This window comes from Pseudomonas sp. Z3-8 (genome assembly GCF_051131975.1).
Classification (GTDB): Bacteria; Pseudomonadota; Gammaproteobacteria; order Pseudomonadales; family Pseudomonadaceae; genus Aquipseudomonas.
This window is the reverse complement of sequence record NZ_CP071643.1, coordinates 4,704,063-4,719,707: the sequence shown is the minus strand read 5'-3', so window position 1 is coordinate 4,719,707 and position 15,645 is coordinate 4,704,063. Positions and strand designations below refer to the sequence as shown.

Genomic DNA, 15,645 nt, shown 5'->3' with positions numbered 1-15,645 from the left:
AGCAATAGCGCCTCAATCGTCAGATGTCTTGTGCTTGTATTCGCACAGGTCTTCGATTCGGCAGCTGCCGCAACGGGGCTTTCTCGCCAGGCAGACGTAACGTCCATGGAGGATGAGCCAGTGGTGGGAATCCAGGAGGTATTCCTTGGGGACAAATTTCATCAATTTCTTTTCCACTTCCACGACATTTTTGCCCGGAGCAATTCCGGTACGGTTGCTGACGCGGAAAATGTGCGTGTCGACTGCCATCGTCAGCTGACGAAACGCGGTGTTGAGCACCACGTTGGCGGTCTTGCGGCCGACGCCTGGAAGGGCTTCCAGCTCTTCGCGGGTCTGCGGGATCTCGCCGCCATGACGCTCTATCAGCAGGCGGCAGGTCTCGATGACGTTTTTGGCCTTGCTGTTGAACAGCCCGATGGTCTTGATGTATTCCGACAGCCCTTCGACCCCCAAGGCGTGGATCGCTTGCGGCGTATTGGCCACGGGAAACAGCTTGGCTGTGGCCTTGTTGACGCCGACGTCGGTGGATTGGGCCGACAGAATTACCGCGATCAGCAGCTCGAAGGGCGAGGAGTAGGCCAGTTCGGTTTTCGGCTCCGGGTTGTCTTCATGAAAGCGACGGAATATTTCCAGGCGTTTTGCGGCGTTCATGGGCGCGGCGTTTCCTCTAGGGGTGGATGGGGTTTGCTGGCCGTCCAGGCCTGGTGGGCCGCCAGCAGCAGGCCGAGCAGGATGAACCCGCCCGGAGCCAGCAGGGCCAGTGGGACGCCATTGCCGATCAATTCGCGCAGGGCGCTCAGAATGGCCATCAGGAGGCCAGACTGGCCCGCAAGCCTGAGGCGGTCAGCAACCCGGGATTCGTCCACTGGCGCTTGATCCAGCGCTACGCAGCTCAAGGCGATCCAGCCGAGGTAAAGGCCTGACGATGCATACCACTCCGGCAGCCAGGCCTGCGTGACCAGGCTTGCGCAAGCACTCAAGGCTGCGGCCAGCAGGATAGCGGCAACCAGCCGCTGATAAGTCGTGCAGCGTGGCCCGGCCAGCGTCATGGCCCAGCCATGGCCGAAGCTGATCAAAACCCAGGCCAGCCACACCCCCAGTGCATTCGTCAGCGAGCTGCTTGCACCCACCAAGGGCACGAGCAGCAGGCCACGGGTCAATACCGGCTTATTCATTGGCACTCGCTCCGGACAGGTGGGCCTGGTGCTCATCGAAATAACGCAGCGCATCGTGGATCGCCTGGAGCACCGCGCGCGAGGTCACCGTCGCGCCGGCCAATTGATCGAACTGGCCCTGGTCCTTTTTCAAGGCCCAGCCGTCATCGGTCGGCGCCTGGCGCGACTTTCCGGTGAATGTCCGCAGCCAGGCATTCGGCCAGTCGGCGATTACCGCGCCCAGGCCGGGTGTTTCCGACTGGCGCAGGGTTCTAACGCCAAGCAGGCGGCCGCTGGGATCGATGGCGATCATCAAATCGATGCTGCCCTCATAGCCCAACGCCTGGCTGCGCAACAGCACCGCGCTGGGCTGGCCGTTGCGGGTCGCCAGGTAACCGCCCAGCAACCGGCTGTGGCTCAACTCAACCGGCGTCGTTATGACTGGTTGCGCCAACGGCTGGTTGTCATAACGCTCGGAGGGCAATACCTCGAGCAAGGTCCTGCCGGCCAAGGCTTGCCGTTGGGCTTCGATGCGTCCGGCCAGATTGATCTGCATGAGGTACGTGGCGCCGATGCCGAGGCCGGCCAGGACGATCAGGATCAGCACGCCGCCGGGTCTTTTCATGTCAGCGCTCGCCTTTGTCGTGCCTCGGCGAGACGATCCAGCGCAGGCACGCCGAGGTTCATCAGCAGCACGGCAAACGCCACGCCGTCCGGGTAGCCGCCCCAGGTGCGAATCAGGTAGACCAGCGCGCCCACGCCAGCCCCGAACAACAGTCGGGCGAGCGGGGCCTTGGCGCCTGACACCGGTTCGGTGACGATGAAAAATGCGCCCAGCATGGTTGCCCCGGTCAACAGATGAAACAGCGGCGAGCCATGGGAGTCCGAGCCCGAGCCGTTCCAACACAGCAGGCTCAAGGTGAACAGGCTGGCAAGCATGCCCACCGGCGCGTGCCAACTGAACACGCGCTGTTGCAGCAGGAACAAGCCACCGGCGAGGAAGGCCAGGTTGACCCACTCGACACCGCGCCCACCCCAACGACCGAACGCCGGATTGCTCGCGAACAGTTCGTCGACGGTCAGGCTTGTGTTGATTCGCAGACTGTCCAGCGCCGTGGCGCCGGCCCATCCGTCGGGCGCCTGGGCAATGCCGGCGACTTGTCGCAGACCTTCGAGAAAGTCCATGTCATGGGGCGCGGGCCATTGGCTCAGGTGCTGGGGAAACGCCACCAGCACCAGGGCATACCCGAGCATCGCCGGATTGAAGGGATTGCTGCCGAGCCCGCCCCATAAGTGCTTGCCGAACAGCAAGGCGCAGGCAGCGGCCGTGACGGTCAGCCACCAGGGGCAATACGCCGGCAAGGCCATGGCCAGCAGCGCGGCGCTGACCAGTGCGCTGCCGTCGCTCAGGCCGGGCTTGAGGGGACGTCGTCGCAGACGCAACGCCAGCGCCTCGACAGCCAGCGCGGCGAGGGCCGACAACAGCAGGTTCAGTGCCACGCCCCAGCCATAAAACCAGACCATCGCCAGCACGCCGGGCAGCATCGCCAGCAGCACGCGTCGCATCGCTTGCCGCAGCCGCTCGTCCACCGGATCAGGGCGTAGCATGGGCGTCCACCTGCCGTTGGGCGTCTTCCACTGCTTGTTCCAGTGCCTGCAACTGTTCGGCGGAAGCCGCGGCAGCGCGGGCCTTGCCGAGCTCGGCGCGACGCATCGCCAGCTGGATCTTGGCCCGCTTCAAGTCAGCACTCTGCGCCGATGCCGGGGCGGCGGGCGCCGCGCTGCCTTCCAGTCTGGCCAGGGCCTGCTCTGCCGCTTCGAATTGGCGTTGCAGCACGATCAATTGTGATTGTTGTTCGAGGGTCGGTGGATGGCCGAACGCTTTCAAGGATTTATTCAGCTGTGCCCTGCTCATGGCCAGGTCGACCTTGGCTTTTTTCAGGGCAGCGTCGGCGCTGGCGGTTTTTTGCGCGCGCACTCGTTCCAGCGCAGCCTGCACCGGATCAAGTGGCTGGGCCTGGGCTGGTTGAGCGTTGCGCTGGGTTCGGGCCAGTCGCTCGGCCTGGCGCTGCTCTTCTTCTCGGCGCAGGCGCGCATTGCGCAGCTCGAAGCGGCGGCGGGCGTGATTGCGCTTGGCGGTCCGCGTCTGCTGTTCTTCGATGCTGGAGGCCAGGCCACCGATGACCGGCGTTACGGTTGCCATCGGCAATGGGCGCATCTCGATGCAATCCACCGGACAAGGCGCCACGCAGAGGTCGCAGCCGGTGCACTCATCGATGAGGACGGTGTGCATCAGCTTGGCCGCGCCAACAATCGCGTCCACCGGGCACGCCTGGATGCACTTGGTGCAGCCGATGCATTCGGCTTCGCGGATGTATGCGATCTGCGCCGGGGCCGAGCCACGGCTGGCGTCCAGTTCGAGTACCGGCACGGTCATCAGCTCGGCCAGGGCAGCGATGGTTTCGCGTCCACCGGGGGGGCACTTGTTGATCGGTTCGCCCTGGGCGATGCCTTCGGCGTAAGGCTTGCAGCCGGGATGGCCGCACTTGCCGCATTGGGTCTGCGGTAGCAGGGCATCGATACGTTGAATCAGGTTCATGTCTTGACCAACCCGCGCAATCCGAGAAATGCCACCGCCATCAATCCGACGCTGATCAACTGGATTGGCAGGCCCCGAAAAGGCAAGGGAATATCGTTATCCTGGACTCGCTGGCGCAAGTCCTCGAACAGGCTCAGCACCAGCCAGAAACCCAGCCCGGCGCCCAGGCTGAAGGCCATGGCCTGGCCCAGGCCCTGGTCGTTCCGGCTGTTGAGCAGCGTGACGCCCAGTACGCCGGCATTGCCGAGCAGCAGCGGCCACAAGCCATCGAACGGCTGCGACGGCAGCCAATGCGTCAGCAGGCGCAGCAACGGGCTGATCAGCAGCACGCTCAGGGGCAGCCATACGAACAACCGTAGCGATGTCAGCTGCGCCGGAACCAGCAGCCAGCGGTCGAGCAGATAACCGAGGGCCCCGACAACCAGCATCAGGCAGGCTGTCGCCAGGCCCAGTGCATGTACCCGGCTCCTCCCCTTGGCCGCCAGCAGCGGATCGACGCCCAGCGGCCAGTGCAACACGAGGTTGTTGATCAGGGCAGCGCTGAACAGCGAGAGAAGAATGTCAGTCATGGGCATGGGGCAACAGGGGAGCCGGTTGAAAGATCAGGCATTATCCGGCACGCCGCGAGGGCGGGCCAGATATGAAAATCCCACAGCCGCTCGACAGCGACTGTGGGATCGGTGCAGCGCGCAGTCGCGTTATTTGATCCGCTGACCCGGCTTGGCGCCGCTGTCGGGGCTCAGCAGGTAGATTTCTTCGCCGCCAGGACCGGCCGCCATGACCATGCCTTCGGAAATGCCGAAGCGCATTTTGCGTGGCTTGAGGTTGGCGATCATCATCGTCAGCCGGCCCTCGAGCTTGGCCGGATCCGGGTAGGCGCTCTTGATGCCGGAGAACACGTTGCGCTGCTCATCGCCGATGTCCAGGGTCAGGCGCAACAGTTTGTCGGCGCCTTCCACGGCTTCAGCCTTGACGATCAGCGCCACGCGCAGGTCGATGGCGGCGAAGGCATCGAAATCGATTTCCGGCGACAGCGGGTCCTTGGTCAGCTCGCCGTTGCCAGCAGGGGCACCGGTGTCGGTCTGGCTGGCGGCCAGGTCTTCCTTGGACGCGTCGATCATGGCCTGGACCTTGGCCGGGTCGATGCGGGTCATCAACGGCTTGAACGCGTTCAGTTGATGGTTGCTCAGCAGGGTCTGGTGGTCGTTCCAGGTCAGCGGCGCAACGTTCAGGAACGCTTCGGCATCGGCGGCCAGCAACGGCAGCACCGGCTTGAGGAAAATCACCAACTGGCGGAACAGATTGATGCCCAAGGCGCAGATGGCCTGGACTTCGTCCTGCTTGCCGTCCTGCTTGGCCAGCGACCATGGGGCCTTGTCGGCGATCCAGGCGTTGGCGCGGTCGGCCAGGGCCATGATTTCACGCATGGCGCGGGCAAAGTCGCGGCTCTCGTAGGCCTCGGCGATGCTTGGCGCGGCAGCCAGGAAAGCGTCGGTGAGTTCCGGCGCGGCGTTACCCGCCACCAGCACGCCGGCGTTGCCCTTGTGGATGAACCCGGCGCAACGGCTGGCGATGTTGACGACCTTGCCCACCAGGTCGGAGTTGACCTTCTGCACGAAGTCCTCGAGGTTCAGGTCGAGGTCGTCGACGCCACGGCCGAGCTTGGCCGCGTAGTAGTAGCGCAGGTATTCCGGCGACAGGTGATCCAGGTACGTCCGCGCCTTGATGAAGGTGCCACGGGACTTGGACATCTTCTGGCCGTTGACGGTCAGGTACCCGTGGACGTTGATGCCGGTCGGCTTGCGGAAACCGGCGCCTTCGAGCATGGCGGGCCAGAACAGCGCGTGGAAATTGACGATGTCCTTGCCGATGAAGTGATACACCTCGGCCGTGGAGTCCTTGGCCCAGAACGCGTCGAAGTCCAGCTCCGGGGTGCGATCGCAAAGGTTCTTGAAGCTCGCCATGTAGCCGATGGGCGCGTCCAGCCATACGTAGAAGTACTTGCCGGGCTCGCCAGGAATTTCGAAGCCGAAATACGGCGCATCGCGGGAGATGTCCCATTCCTGCAAACCGGAGTCGAGCCATTCGGCGAGCTTGTTGGCCACCGCGTCGTGCAGCGTGCCGCTGCGGGTCCAGGTCTGCAGCATCTCCTGGAAATCCGGCAGCTTGAAGAAGAAGTGCTGGGAATCCCTGAGTACCGGCGTCGCGCCGGAAATCGCCGATTTCGGGTCTTTCAGGTCGGTCGGTGCGTAGGTGGCGCCGCATTTTTCGCAGTTGTCGCCGTACTGGTCTTCGGTGCCGCATTTCGGGCAGGTGCCCTTGATGAATCGGTCGGCCAGGAACATTTTCTTTTCCGGGTCGAAATATTGGGTGACCGAACGGGTGGCGATATGCCCGGCGTCACGCAGCTTCAGGTAGATCTGGCTCGACAGCTCACGGTTTTCTTCGGCGTGAGTGGAGTGGAAGTTGTCGAAGTCCACCAGGAACTCGGCAAAGTCGGCGCTGTGTTCAGCCTGGACATTGGCGATCAGTTGTTCCGGAGTGATGCCTTCCTTTTCCGCGCGCAACATGATGGCCGAACCGTGGGCGTCGTCGGCGCAGACGTAGATGCACTGGTTGCCGCGATGTTTCTGAAAGCGCGTCCACATATCGGTCTGGATGTATTCCAGCATATGGCCAAGGTGAATCGAACCATTGGCATAGGGCAGGGCGCTGGTGACGAGAATCTTGCGTGGCTCGGACATGGGGCTCGGCTACTTGATGAAACGGAGGTCGGCCACTATAAAGCGCCGGGAAATATTTTTCACCCCGCGGGCCTGTTTCCCGCCGAATCCGTGGCGAGGGAGCTTGCTCCCGCTGGGGGGCGAAGCCGCCCCAAAAATGGTTCTACGCCCTTGCTGCTCGACAGCGTCAGCTTCATTGCGGCTGCTGCGCAGCCGAGCGGGAGCAAGCTCCCTCGCCACAAGAGCGGTCGTCGCTTTTAATCGGGTCGCCACGCGAGAGCGTGCGGCGTAGGATAGCGGCCTGTTTTCAAGTCTTGTTATCGGAGTTGCCCATGAGCGCCGTCAATCGCGCAGCGGTGGAAGCCGTCCTTCGCCAGTACACCGACCCCTACCTGAGCCAGGATCCGGTCAGCGCCGGATGCGTGCGAGCCATCGATATCCAGGGCGATCGTGTCAGCGTCGAACTGGAGATCGGTTATGCCGCCGATCTGTTCAAGAATGGTTGGGCGCAAATGCTGCAGATGGCGGTCGAAGGCCTGGACGGCGTGGTGAGCGCCAAAGTCCAGGTTACCAGCGTGATTTCCGCCCACAAGGCCCAAGCCCAGGTGCCGGGCTTGGCGAACGTCAAGAACGTCATCGCCGTGGCCTCGGGCAAGGGCGGCGTAGGCAAGTCCACCACCGCCGCCAACCTGGCGCTGGCCCTGGCTCGCGAAGGGGCGAAGGTCGGTATCCTCGACGCGGATATCTACGGTCCGAGCCAAGGCATCATGTTCGGCATCGCCGAAGGCACCCGACCGCAGGTCAAGGACCAGAAGTGGTTCGTACCGCTGCAATCCCATGGCGTGGAGGTCATGTCCATGGCCTTCCTCACCGATGACAACACACCAATGGTCTGGCGCGGGCCGATGGTCTCCGGCGCCTTGCTGCAACTGGTCACGCAAACCGCGTGGGGCGACCTGGATTACCTGGTGATCGACATGCCGCCGGGAACTGGCGACATCCAGCTGACCCTCGCGCAGAAAGTCCCGGTGGCCGGCGCGGTGATCGTTACCACGCCCCAGGACCTGGCCCTGCTGGATGCGCGCAAGGGTGTGGAGATGTTCCGCAAGGTGAACATCCCGGTACTGGGCGTGGTGGAAAACATGGCCGTGCACATCTGCTCGAACTGTGGACACGCCGAGCATCTGTTCGGTGAAGGCGGCGGTGAAAAACTGGCGACCCAGTACGGTGTCGAGTTGCTGGCTTCGTTGCCGCTGTCGATGGTGATCCGCGAGCAGGCCGACGGCGGCAAGCCGACCGTCATCGCCGAGCCGGACAGCCAGATCGCCATGGTCTATCAAGAGCTGGCCCGCCACGTGGGCGCGCGGATCGTGTTGCAGGAGGCTGCGTCGCCGGCGATGCCGAACATCACCGTCAGCGACGATTGATAGATTGAATTGAAACCCTATCCACTGTGGGAGCAAGCTCGCTCCCACAGGGGTTATGGGGTGGGTTTAGATCCGCAACCCGCCATCCATCTCCAGGATCCGCCCGGTGTAGTAGTCGTTCTCGAAGATATACGCAGCCGAGTGCGCAATCTCTTCGGGCTTGCCCATGCGCTTGAGCGGAATTCCCGAGGTCATTTTTTCGAGGGCTTCGGGTTTCATGCCCAGGGTCATTTCGGTTTCGATGAAGCCCGGAGCAATCCCCGCCACGCGGATGCCGTAGCGCGCCAGTTCCTTGGCCCAGGTCACGGTAGCGGCCGCGACGCCGGCCTTGGCCGCCGAATAGTTGGTCTGGCCGACGTTGCCAGCCCGGGAGATCGAGGAAATATTGATGATCGCGCCGTTGTTCTTCAGCTCGACCATTTTTGCCGCCACTTCGCGGGTGCACAGGAATACACCGGTGAGGTTGACGTCGATCACCGCCTGCCACTGGGCCAGGCTCATTCTGGTCATTTCACCGTCCTTGACCTTGAGCAGCAGGCCGTCGCGCAGGATACCGGCATTGTTGATCAGCCCGTGGATCGCGCCGAAGTCCTCGGCCACCCGGGCAACCATGTCGATCACCTGATCTTCATTGGCCACGTTGCACAGGTACGCACGCGCCTCGACGCCCTTGGCGGCGCAGGCGGCGACCGCCTGGTCGAGTTTTTCCTGATTGAGGTCCACCAGCGCGAGCTTTGCACCCTTGCCGGCGAAATACTCGGCCATGGAGCGACCCAGGCCCTGGCAACCGCCGGTGATAATGATTACTTTGTCAGTGAGTTGCATTCTCATGTCCAGGTGGCGCAGCGGTGGAGGGGTTGGGCGCGTCTCGATTTGCAGCGCGGCTGCGCGAGCAAACAGGCCCGAAGGTGCGTCAGAACATTACTCCACTCAACCGACCGTTTTCTAGACGAATTTTATTAAAGGAGTCATAAATTGAGCGTTGAAGCTGCCAAGCATGCCCGCGAACTGCTGCTCAAGGAATATCGGGGCATGCTCTCCACCCATTCCAAATCGATGCCCGGCTTTCCGTTCGGCTCCGTTGTGCCGTATTGCCTGGACGCGCAAGGCCTGCCGCTGATACTCATCAGCCGCATCGCCCAGCACACCCACAATCTGCAAAAAGACCCTAAATGCTCAATGCTGGTGGGAGAGCGGGGCGCCGAGGATGTTCAGGCCGTCGGGCGCCTGACCTATCTGGCCGAGGCGCAGAAGCTGGAGGACAGCGCCGCCATCGAGGCCGCCGCCGAGCGTTATTACCGCTATTTCCCCGAATCGCAGAACTACCATAAGGCCCACGATTTCGATTTCTGGGTTCTCCACCCGGTGCGCCATCGTTATATCGGCGGCTTCGGCGCGATTCACTGGATCGACCAGATCACCCTGGCCAATCCCTTTGCCGGCAAAGCCGAGGCGGGCATGGTCGAACACATGAATGCCGACCATGCCAAAGCCATCGCCCACTACGTCGAATTGAGTGGCCTGCCAAAAAACCAACCCGCGCGATTGGTCGGTATCGACAGCGAAGGCATGCACCTGCGCATTGGGCAAGGCCTGCACTGGTTGCCGTTTGCGGGGCCTTGCAATACCCCGACACAAGTGCGCGAAGCCTTGGTTTACCTGGCTCACGCCGAGCAATGGCCAAAAAATGCCGAGGTTGATGCTTGAATTCACGAAAGGGCGACGTCATTTAGGTTTTCATAGCAAGGCATTCTTGCGTTGAGGAACCATTTGATGCGCCCTTTTTTATTGCTCTTTCTGCTGTTCCCGGTGTTGGAGCTGTTCGTATTCGTCAAGGTCAGCGGTGCGATCGGGTTCTTCCCGGCGTTGCTGCTGGTCATTCTCGGCTCGATGCTTGGCGTGTTCGTGCTGCGCATCGCCGGCCTGGCCACGGCACTGCGTGCCCGTGAAAGCCTGACCCGTGGCGAACTGCCCGCCCAGACCATGCTCGAAGGCCTGATGCTCGCGCTGGGTGGTGGTCTGTTGATCCTGCCTGGCTTCATCAGCGACGTGCTGGGCCTGGTCTTGCTGCTGCCCTTCACGCGCCGGTTGCTGTCCAACAAGATGCGCCAGCGCGCCGAAGAACAGGCGATGCGCCAGCGGGCTTTCGCCGATGACCTCCAGCCCCGTGGCGGTCCGACGCCGCGCGAACCCGTGGGCCGTGAGCCCAACGTGATCGAAGGCGAATTCGAACACCGCGACCCCAAGTAGCTTTCAGTGACACGGCAGCCAGCGACACGGCACCTTCGGGTGTCGTGTTCGTTTTAGCGCTCGTTCAGTAAAAAATTTCACCCCCGACCCTTGTAATCGACTTGCACGCCCTTATGTATGGGTCACCGCAAGGTTTCCGGTGGCGACACCGGACAGACTTCCGCGGTTCGCTTGACGAACCGCACCCCGGCACCGCCGGCTTTTGTTAAACCCGCCGGGACTACACCGGCCGATGAAAACCAAAATTAGGAGAGATCGACAATGAAGCTTCGTCCTCTGCATGACCGCGTCGTCATCCGTCGCAGCGAAGAAGAGAAGAAAACCGCTGGCGGTATCGTCCTGCCAGGTTCGGCTGCTGAAAAAGCCAACCACGGTGAAGTTCTCGCTGTAGGTCCGGGCAAGGCTCTGGAAAACGGTGAAGTACGTGCGCTGGCCGTGAAAGTGGGTGACAAGGTTGTGTTCGGCCCTTACTCCGGCAGCAACACTGTGAAAGTCGACGGCGAAGACCTGTTGGTAATGAGCGAGAACGAAATCCTCGCCGTTCTCGAAGGCTGATTTCCCCGCGCATTTTCCCGCTACTACTACAAAGTATTTAAGGAATATCGATCATGGCTGCTAAAGAAGTTAAATTCGGCGATTCCGCCCGCAAGAAAATGCTCGCCGGTGTCAACGTCCTGGCTGACGCAGTAAAAGCGACCCTCGGCCCGAAAGGCCGTAACGTGATCATCGAGAAGAGCTTCGGCGCTCCGACCATCACCAAGGACGGCGTTTCCGTAGCCAAGGAAATCGAGCTGAAAGATCGCTTCGAAAACATGGGCGCGCAGCTGGTCAAGGACGTTGCTTCCCGTGCCAACGACGACGCCGGTGACGGCACCACCACCGCGACCGTACTGGCTCAGTCGATCGTCAACGAAGGCCTGAAAGCCGTCGCTGCCGGCATGAACCCGATGGACCTCAAGCGCGGCATCGACAAGGCGACCATCGCCATCGTCAAGGAACTGAAGGGTCTGGCCAAGCCTTGCGCTGACTCCAAGGCTATCGCCCAGGTAGGTACCATCTCCGCCAACTCCGACAACTCCATCGGCGACATCATTGCCGAAGCCATGGAAAAAGTCGGCAAGGAAGGCGTGATCACCGTTGAAGAAGGCTCGGGCCTGGAAAACGAACTGTCGGTTGTAGAAGGCATGCAGTTCGACCGTGGCTACCTGTCGCCATATTTCGTCAACAAGCCGGACACCATGGTTGCCGAGCTGGACAGCCCGCTGATCCTGCTGGTCGACAAGAAGATCTCCAACATCCGCGAAATGCTGCCAGTGCTGGAAGCCGTTGCCAAAGCCGGCCGCCCTCTGCTGATCGTGGCTGAAGATGTCGAAGGCGAAGCCCTGGCGACCCTGGTCGTGAACAACATGCGTGGCATCGTCAAGGTTGCAGCCGTCAAGGCTCCAGGCTTCGGCGACCGTCGCAAGGCCATGCTGCAGGACATCGCCGTACTGACCGGCGGTACCGTTATCTCCGAAGAGATCGGCCTGAGCCTGGAAAGCACCACCCTGGAGCACCTGGGTAACGCCAAGCGCGTGATCCTGTCCAAGGAAAACACCACCGTGATCGACGGTGCTGGCAACGATGCCGATATCCAGGCTCGTGTCACCCAGATCCGCGCACAAGTGGCCGAGACTTCGTCCGACTACGACCGCGAAAAACTGCAAGAGCGTCTGGCCAAGCTGTCCGGCGGTGTTGCGGTGATCAAGGTTGGCGCCGGTTCCGAAGTTGAAATGAAAGAGAAGAAAGCCCGCGTTGAAGACGCCCTGCACGCAACCCGCGCAGCCGTCGAAGAAGGCGTGGTGCCTGGCGGCGGCGTGGCACTGGTTCGTGCCCTGCAAGCCATCAGCGAGCTGAAAGGCGACAACGATGACCAGAACGTTGGCATCCAGTTGCTGCGTCGCGCTGTTGAAGCACCTCTGCGCCAGATCGTTGCCAACTCCGGCGACGAGCCAAGCGTAGTGGTCGACAAGGTCAAGCAGGGTTCGGGTAACTACGGTTACAACGCTGCCACCGGCGAATACGGCGACATGATCGAAATGGGTATCCTGGACCCGGCCAAAGTGACTCGTTCGGCTCTGCAAGCGGCTTCGTCGATTGCCAGCCTGATGATCACCACCGAGGCGATGATCGCTGAAATCAAGGACGACGCTCCAGCTGGCGGCGGCATGCCAGACATGGGCGGCATGGGTGGCATGGGCGGCATGATGTAAGCCAGCCTTACCCCTGTAGCGAAAAACCCCGCCTGTGAAAGCAGGCGGGGTTTTTTATTGCCCTGGATTCATGAACGACACCAATCCCAATGTGGGAGCGAGCTTGCTCGCGATTACGGTGTGTCAGCTCATATATCCGGCACTGACCCACCGCTATCGCGAGCAAGCTCGCTCCCACATGGGACGTGGTTCAATTCAGGCATTGGCGGGACTGGCGACCGCGACACGCCCAGCCATGGCGGCAGGTCGGTACAGAACGCAGTAATAACACCCGAGGCAAATCAGCCAGCAGAACACCGCCGTCCAGACGTTGTGGGAGAAAAAGTGCGCCCCTTGCATCATGCGTCCCACGGAAAACACCGTGCCCAGGGCAAAGGCGAACAACAGCGCCTGGCGTGCGAGGCGTGGGCGACGGTCACGCAGTACGAAAAACAACGCGAACAGCGTGAAGCCGGTGGCGGCATGCCCGCCGGGCCAGCATCTGCCGGGCTTGTCGGTAGCCGGGCGTGGGCTCAGTAGCTCACTGTAGGTTTCCTTGCCACCGAACTCCTTGAGACTCCATGGGCATTGCACTGCCGTCACTGCCTTCAAAGGCGTGACAAACGCAGTCGCCAATGCCAGCGACAGGACCAGGCAACCCAGCTCACGTTTGTACGGCTTGAGCCGAGCGATAAAAAACGAGGCGACAAACCCCACGACCGCCAGCACGGAAAACCCGATGACCAGTTGTTTGGCCCGGTCATGCAGGATGTCTTCCAGGAAAAAACTGTGTCGACCGATAAACCCACCCGCCGTCGGATCGTAAAACAGCTTGGCCACGTTCATGTCCAGGGTGGTCAGTTCCAGCAACACCAGAATGGCTGCGACCACGGCGGGCAGGCCCAGGGCGACCCATAGATTCAGGGGCCTGGAAGCGGGGCGGATGGCAGTGGAAACCATGGCAGTACCTTTGATGGGAGTTTTCGTGATCAGCGCGTTGCACAGTCTGGTCTGCGTTGCGTTCGGGCGGTGTGAAGGTTGGGTGAAAAACTCGTCAACACCCGCGCAGCCCCGCTGCTGGGGGCTATTGACCTTTGTGGGAGCGAGCCTGCTCGCGAAGGGGCGGCACATTCAACCTGGATGGCGGCTGTTCTACCGCCTTCGCGAGCAGGCTCGCTCCCACAGTGACTCGCGCTGCGTATACAACCCTAGCCGTAAGCCACGCTTGGCCTTAAGCTGCGCGGGCCACGACGATTGCCCCGTGCGCAGAGGAGATGCCCATGCGAATTCTGTTGGTTGAAGACAACCGTGACATCCTGGCCAACCTGGCCGACTACCTGGGCCTCAAGGGCTACACGGTCGATTGCGCACAGGACGGTTTGTCAGGGCTGCACCTGGCCGCGACCGAACACTACGACTTGATTGTGCTGGATATCATGCTGCCGGGCATCGACGGCTATACGCTGTGCAAGCGCCTGCGCGAAGACGCCCGGCGCGATACACCGGTGATCATGCTCACCGCGCGGGACCAGTTGGATGATCGTTTGCAGGGTTTCAAATCCGGGGCGGATGATTACCTGGTCAAGCCCTTTGCCTTGTCGGAGCTGGCGGCGCGGATCGAAGCGGTCATGCGGCGTGCCCAGGGCGGTGGCCGACGCGCGTTGCAAGTCGGCGACCTGAGCTACGACCTCGATACGTTGGAAGTGACCCGGGAAGGCAAACTGCTCAAGCTCAACCCCGTGGGCCTCAAGTTGCTGGCGGTACTGATGCAGAAAAGCCCCCACGTGCTGCGGCGCGAGATCCTTGAGGAAGCCTTGTGGGGCGATGATTGCCCGGATAGCGACAGCCTGCGCAGCCATGTCCACCAATTGCGCCAGGTGATCGACAAACCGTTTGAAAAACCGTTGCTGCACACTGTGCACGGCGTCGGCTATCGGTTGGCCGAGGGCCGAGATGGAGTTTAAGCAAAGCCTTGCGCAACGGATCATCATCGCTTTTGCGCTGATGAGCGCATTGGTGGCGGGAGCGTTTGCACTGGGCATCGTGGCAACGGTCCATCTGGTGGAAGAAAAACTGATTTCCGCCGGGCTCGGAGGCGACCTGCAACGCCTGCTGTTGATGGACAGCGTTTCCGACTGGAGTCATCGTCCGGAACCCGACCAGCTGTTCTATTTCAGCGGCGGCCCGGGGGACTTCGAGTTGCCCAGGGACCTTCGTCACTTGCAACGTGGCTTTCACGAAGTCTTTCGCGAACAGCTGTCCTATCACGCGATGGTAGAGATTGTTGACGGTCGGCATTACGTGCTGTTGCAGGACCAGAGCGATTTCGAGGAGCGCGAGCGGGTGCTGTTTGCCGTGGTGCTGGTGGGCTTCGTCCTCAGTCTGGCGCTCGCGGTGTTCCTGGGCTGGGTCCTGGCACGCCGGGTGATGGCGCCGGTGGTACGTCTGGCCCGGCAGGTACGGCATCGCGACCAGTTGCTCGGGCTCGCTCCGCCATTGGCGCCGGATTATGCCGCTGATGAGGTGGGCGAGCTGGCCGTGGCGTTCGATGCCACGCTGGGCCGGTTGCGCCAGGCCCTGACCCGGGAACGGTTGTTCACCAGCGACGTAAGTCACGAACTGCGCACGCCGTTGATGATCCTCGCCACCTCCTGCGAATTGCTGCTGGAGAATCCGGCGTTGGACCAGCGTGGTCGCACCCAGGTCGAGCGCATCAACCGCGCCAGCGAAGAAATGCGCGAACTGGTGCAGACCTTCCTGATGCTAGCCAGGGCCCAACGCGAGGACAACGGCATGTCGCCTCGCTCGACGCTGGGGCAGGTCGCGGAAAACCTCCTTGGGGTCTGGCGTGCGCCGATCGAATCCAAGGGCCTGACTTTGATTTTCGAACCAGGGCAAACCACCGATACGCAGTACAACGCCACGTTCCTGACTGCCGTCATGGGAAATCTGCTGCGTAACGCCTTGCACTACACCGATCAGGGCTTTATCCGCGTCTCGCTGACCGCCACGGGATTTGTCGTCGAGGACAGCGGCGTAGGCATTCCCGAGGAGAAGCGCGAGGCGATGTTCGAGCCGTTTGTGCGCGGTAACGAAAAGCGTGGCGAGGGACTGGGGCTGGGGCTGTCACTGGTGCAGCGGATCTGCGAGGACCAGGGCTGGACCGTGAGCCTCAGCACGATGGAACCCAACGGATGCCGTTTCGAGGTGGAGTTGAACCCGAAGTCCTGAGATCGGCGGCGAAAAATCTTGAAAACATTC

General features: G+C 61.8%; 16 protein-coding genes. 7 read left to right on the top strand and 9 right to left on the bottom strand.

Annotation, left to right across the window (positions count from 1 at the left end):
* Positions 1 to 12 precede the first annotated feature (12 nt).
* From nth to metG, 7 genes are all read right to left on the bottom strand, one after another.
* Positions 13 to 651: an endonuclease III gene (gene nth, locus J3P94_RS21625; protein ID WP_434569599.1), complete on the bottom strand. Its 639-nt coding sequence runs from the start codon at positions 649 to 651 to the stop codon at positions 13 to 15.
* Complete coding sequence (locus J3P94_RS21620) at positions 648 to 1,175, bottom strand: Rnf-Nqr domain containing protein (RefSeq protein ID WP_434569598.1); 528 nt, start codon at positions 1,173 to 1,175, stop codon at positions 648 to 650. Before J3P94_RS21620 ends, nth begins: the two co-directional genes overlap by 4 nt.
* Complete coding sequence (locus tag J3P94_RS21615) at positions 1,168 to 1,779, bottom strand: RnfABCDGE type electron transport complex subunit G (protein ID WP_434569597.1); 612 nt, start codon at positions 1,777 to 1,779, stop codon at positions 1,168 to 1,170. Before J3P94_RS21615 ends, J3P94_RS21620 begins: the two co-directional genes overlap by 8 nt.
* The gene (locus tag J3P94_RS21610) at positions 1,776 to 2,762 is read right to left on the bottom strand and encodes an RnfABCDGE type electron transport complex subunit D (RefSeq protein ID WP_434569596.1); all 987 of its coding nucleotides are present in this window, start codon (positions 2,760 to 2,762) and stop codon (positions 1,776 to 1,778) included. The genes J3P94_RS21615 and J3P94_RS21610 overlap by 4 nt, the downstream gene beginning before the upstream one ends.
* Positions 2,749 to 3,753 carry an electron transport complex subunit RsxB gene (gene rsxB, locus J3P94_RS21605; protein WP_434569595.1) on the bottom strand — a complete coding sequence of 335 codons (1,005 nt, stop codon included), beginning with the start codon at positions 3,751 to 3,753 and terminating at the stop codon, positions 2,749 to 2,751. Before rsxB ends, J3P94_RS21610 begins: the two co-directional genes overlap by 14 nt.
* On the bottom strand, positions 3,750 to 4,322 hold the full coding sequence (locus tag J3P94_RS21600; RefSeq protein ID WP_434569594.1) for an Rnf-Nqr domain containing protein: 573 nt from the start codon (positions 4,320 to 4,322) through the stop codon (positions 3,750 to 3,752). Before J3P94_RS21600 ends, rsxB begins: the two co-directional genes overlap by 4 nt.
* Before the next feature lie 129 nt (positions 4,323 to 4,451).
* Positions 4,452 to 6,497 carry a methionine--tRNA ligase gene (metG, locus tag J3P94_RS21595; protein ID WP_434569593.1) on the bottom strand — a complete coding sequence of 682 codons (2,046 nt, stop codon included), beginning with the start codon at positions 6,495 to 6,497 and terminating at the stop codon, positions 4,452 to 4,454.
* A 311-nt stretch (positions 6,498 to 6,808) separates the two neighbouring features.
* On the opposite strand from metG, the gene apbC reads away from it, so the two are divergent.
* Positions 6,809 to 7,903 (top strand): iron-sulfur cluster carrier protein ApbC, encoded by a 1,095-nt coding sequence (gene apbC, locus J3P94_RS21590; protein ID WP_434569592.1) that lies wholly within the window; start codon positions 6,809 to 6,811, stop codon positions 7,901 to 7,903.
* Positions 7,904 to 7,969: 66 nt separating this feature from the next.
* Here the strand turns inward: apbC and J3P94_RS21585 are convergent, their stop codons facing one another.
* Complete coding sequence (locus J3P94_RS21585) at positions 7,970 to 8,728, bottom strand: SDR family oxidoreductase (protein WP_305496346.1); 759 nt, start codon at positions 8,726 to 8,728, stop codon at positions 7,970 to 7,972.
* Positions 8,729 to 8,878: 150 nt separating this feature from the next.
* On the opposite strand from J3P94_RS21585, the gene J3P94_RS21580 reads away from it, so the two are divergent.
* The 4 genes from J3P94_RS21580 to groL all read left to right on the top strand — a co-directional run bounded on the left by J3P94_RS21580 (position 8,879) and on the right by groL (position 12,405).
* Positions 8,879 to 9,610 carry a HugZ family protein gene (locus J3P94_RS21580; RefSeq protein WP_434569591.1) on the top strand — a complete coding sequence of 244 codons (732 nt, stop codon included), beginning with the start codon at positions 8,879 to 8,881 and terminating at the stop codon, positions 9,608 to 9,610.
* 66 nt (positions 9,611 to 9,676) lie between these two features.
* Positions 9,677 to 10,153: an FxsA family protein gene (locus J3P94_RS21575; protein WP_434569590.1), complete on the top strand. Its 477-nt coding sequence runs from the start codon at positions 9,677 to 9,679 to the stop codon at positions 10,151 to 10,153.
* A gap of 261 nt (positions 10,154 to 10,414) precedes the next feature.
* A complete protein-coding gene (locus J3P94_RS21570) occupies positions 10,415 to 10,708 on the top strand; it encodes a co-chaperone GroES (protein ID WP_003204913.1) in 294 nt (97 codons plus the stop codon).
* A 53-nt stretch (positions 10,709 to 10,761) separates the two neighbouring features.
* On the top strand, positions 10,762 to 12,405 hold the full coding sequence (gene groL, locus J3P94_RS21565; protein ID WP_181288598.1) for a chaperonin GroEL: 1,644 nt from the start codon (positions 10,762 to 10,764) through the stop codon (positions 12,403 to 12,405).
* 195 nt (positions 12,406 to 12,600) lie between these two features.
* Here groL and J3P94_RS21560 read toward each other — a convergent pair whose 3' ends face one another.
* Positions 12,601 to 13,344, bottom strand: coding sequence for a phosphatase PAP2 family protein (locus J3P94_RS21560; RefSeq protein WP_434569589.1), 744 nt, complete (start codon positions 13,342 to 13,344; stop codon positions 12,601 to 12,603).
* Positions 13,345 to 13,664: 320 nt separating this feature from the next.
* Here J3P94_RS21560 and colR point away from each other — a divergent pair, with 320 nt between their 5' ends.
* Together colR and J3P94_RS21550 are read left to right on the top strand one after the other, a co-directional pair.
* Positions 13,665 to 14,348 (top strand): two-component system response regulator ColR, encoded by a 684-nt coding sequence (colR, locus tag J3P94_RS21555; protein WP_030142512.1) that lies wholly within the window; start codon positions 13,665 to 13,667, stop codon positions 14,346 to 14,348.
* Positions 14,338 to 15,615: a sensor histidine kinase gene (locus J3P94_RS21550; protein ID WP_305496342.1), complete on the top strand. Its 1,278-nt coding sequence runs from the start codon at positions 14,338 to 14,340 to the stop codon at positions 15,613 to 15,615. Before colR ends, J3P94_RS21550 begins: the two co-directional genes overlap by 11 nt.
* Positions 15,616 to 15,645 lie beyond the last annotated feature (30 nt).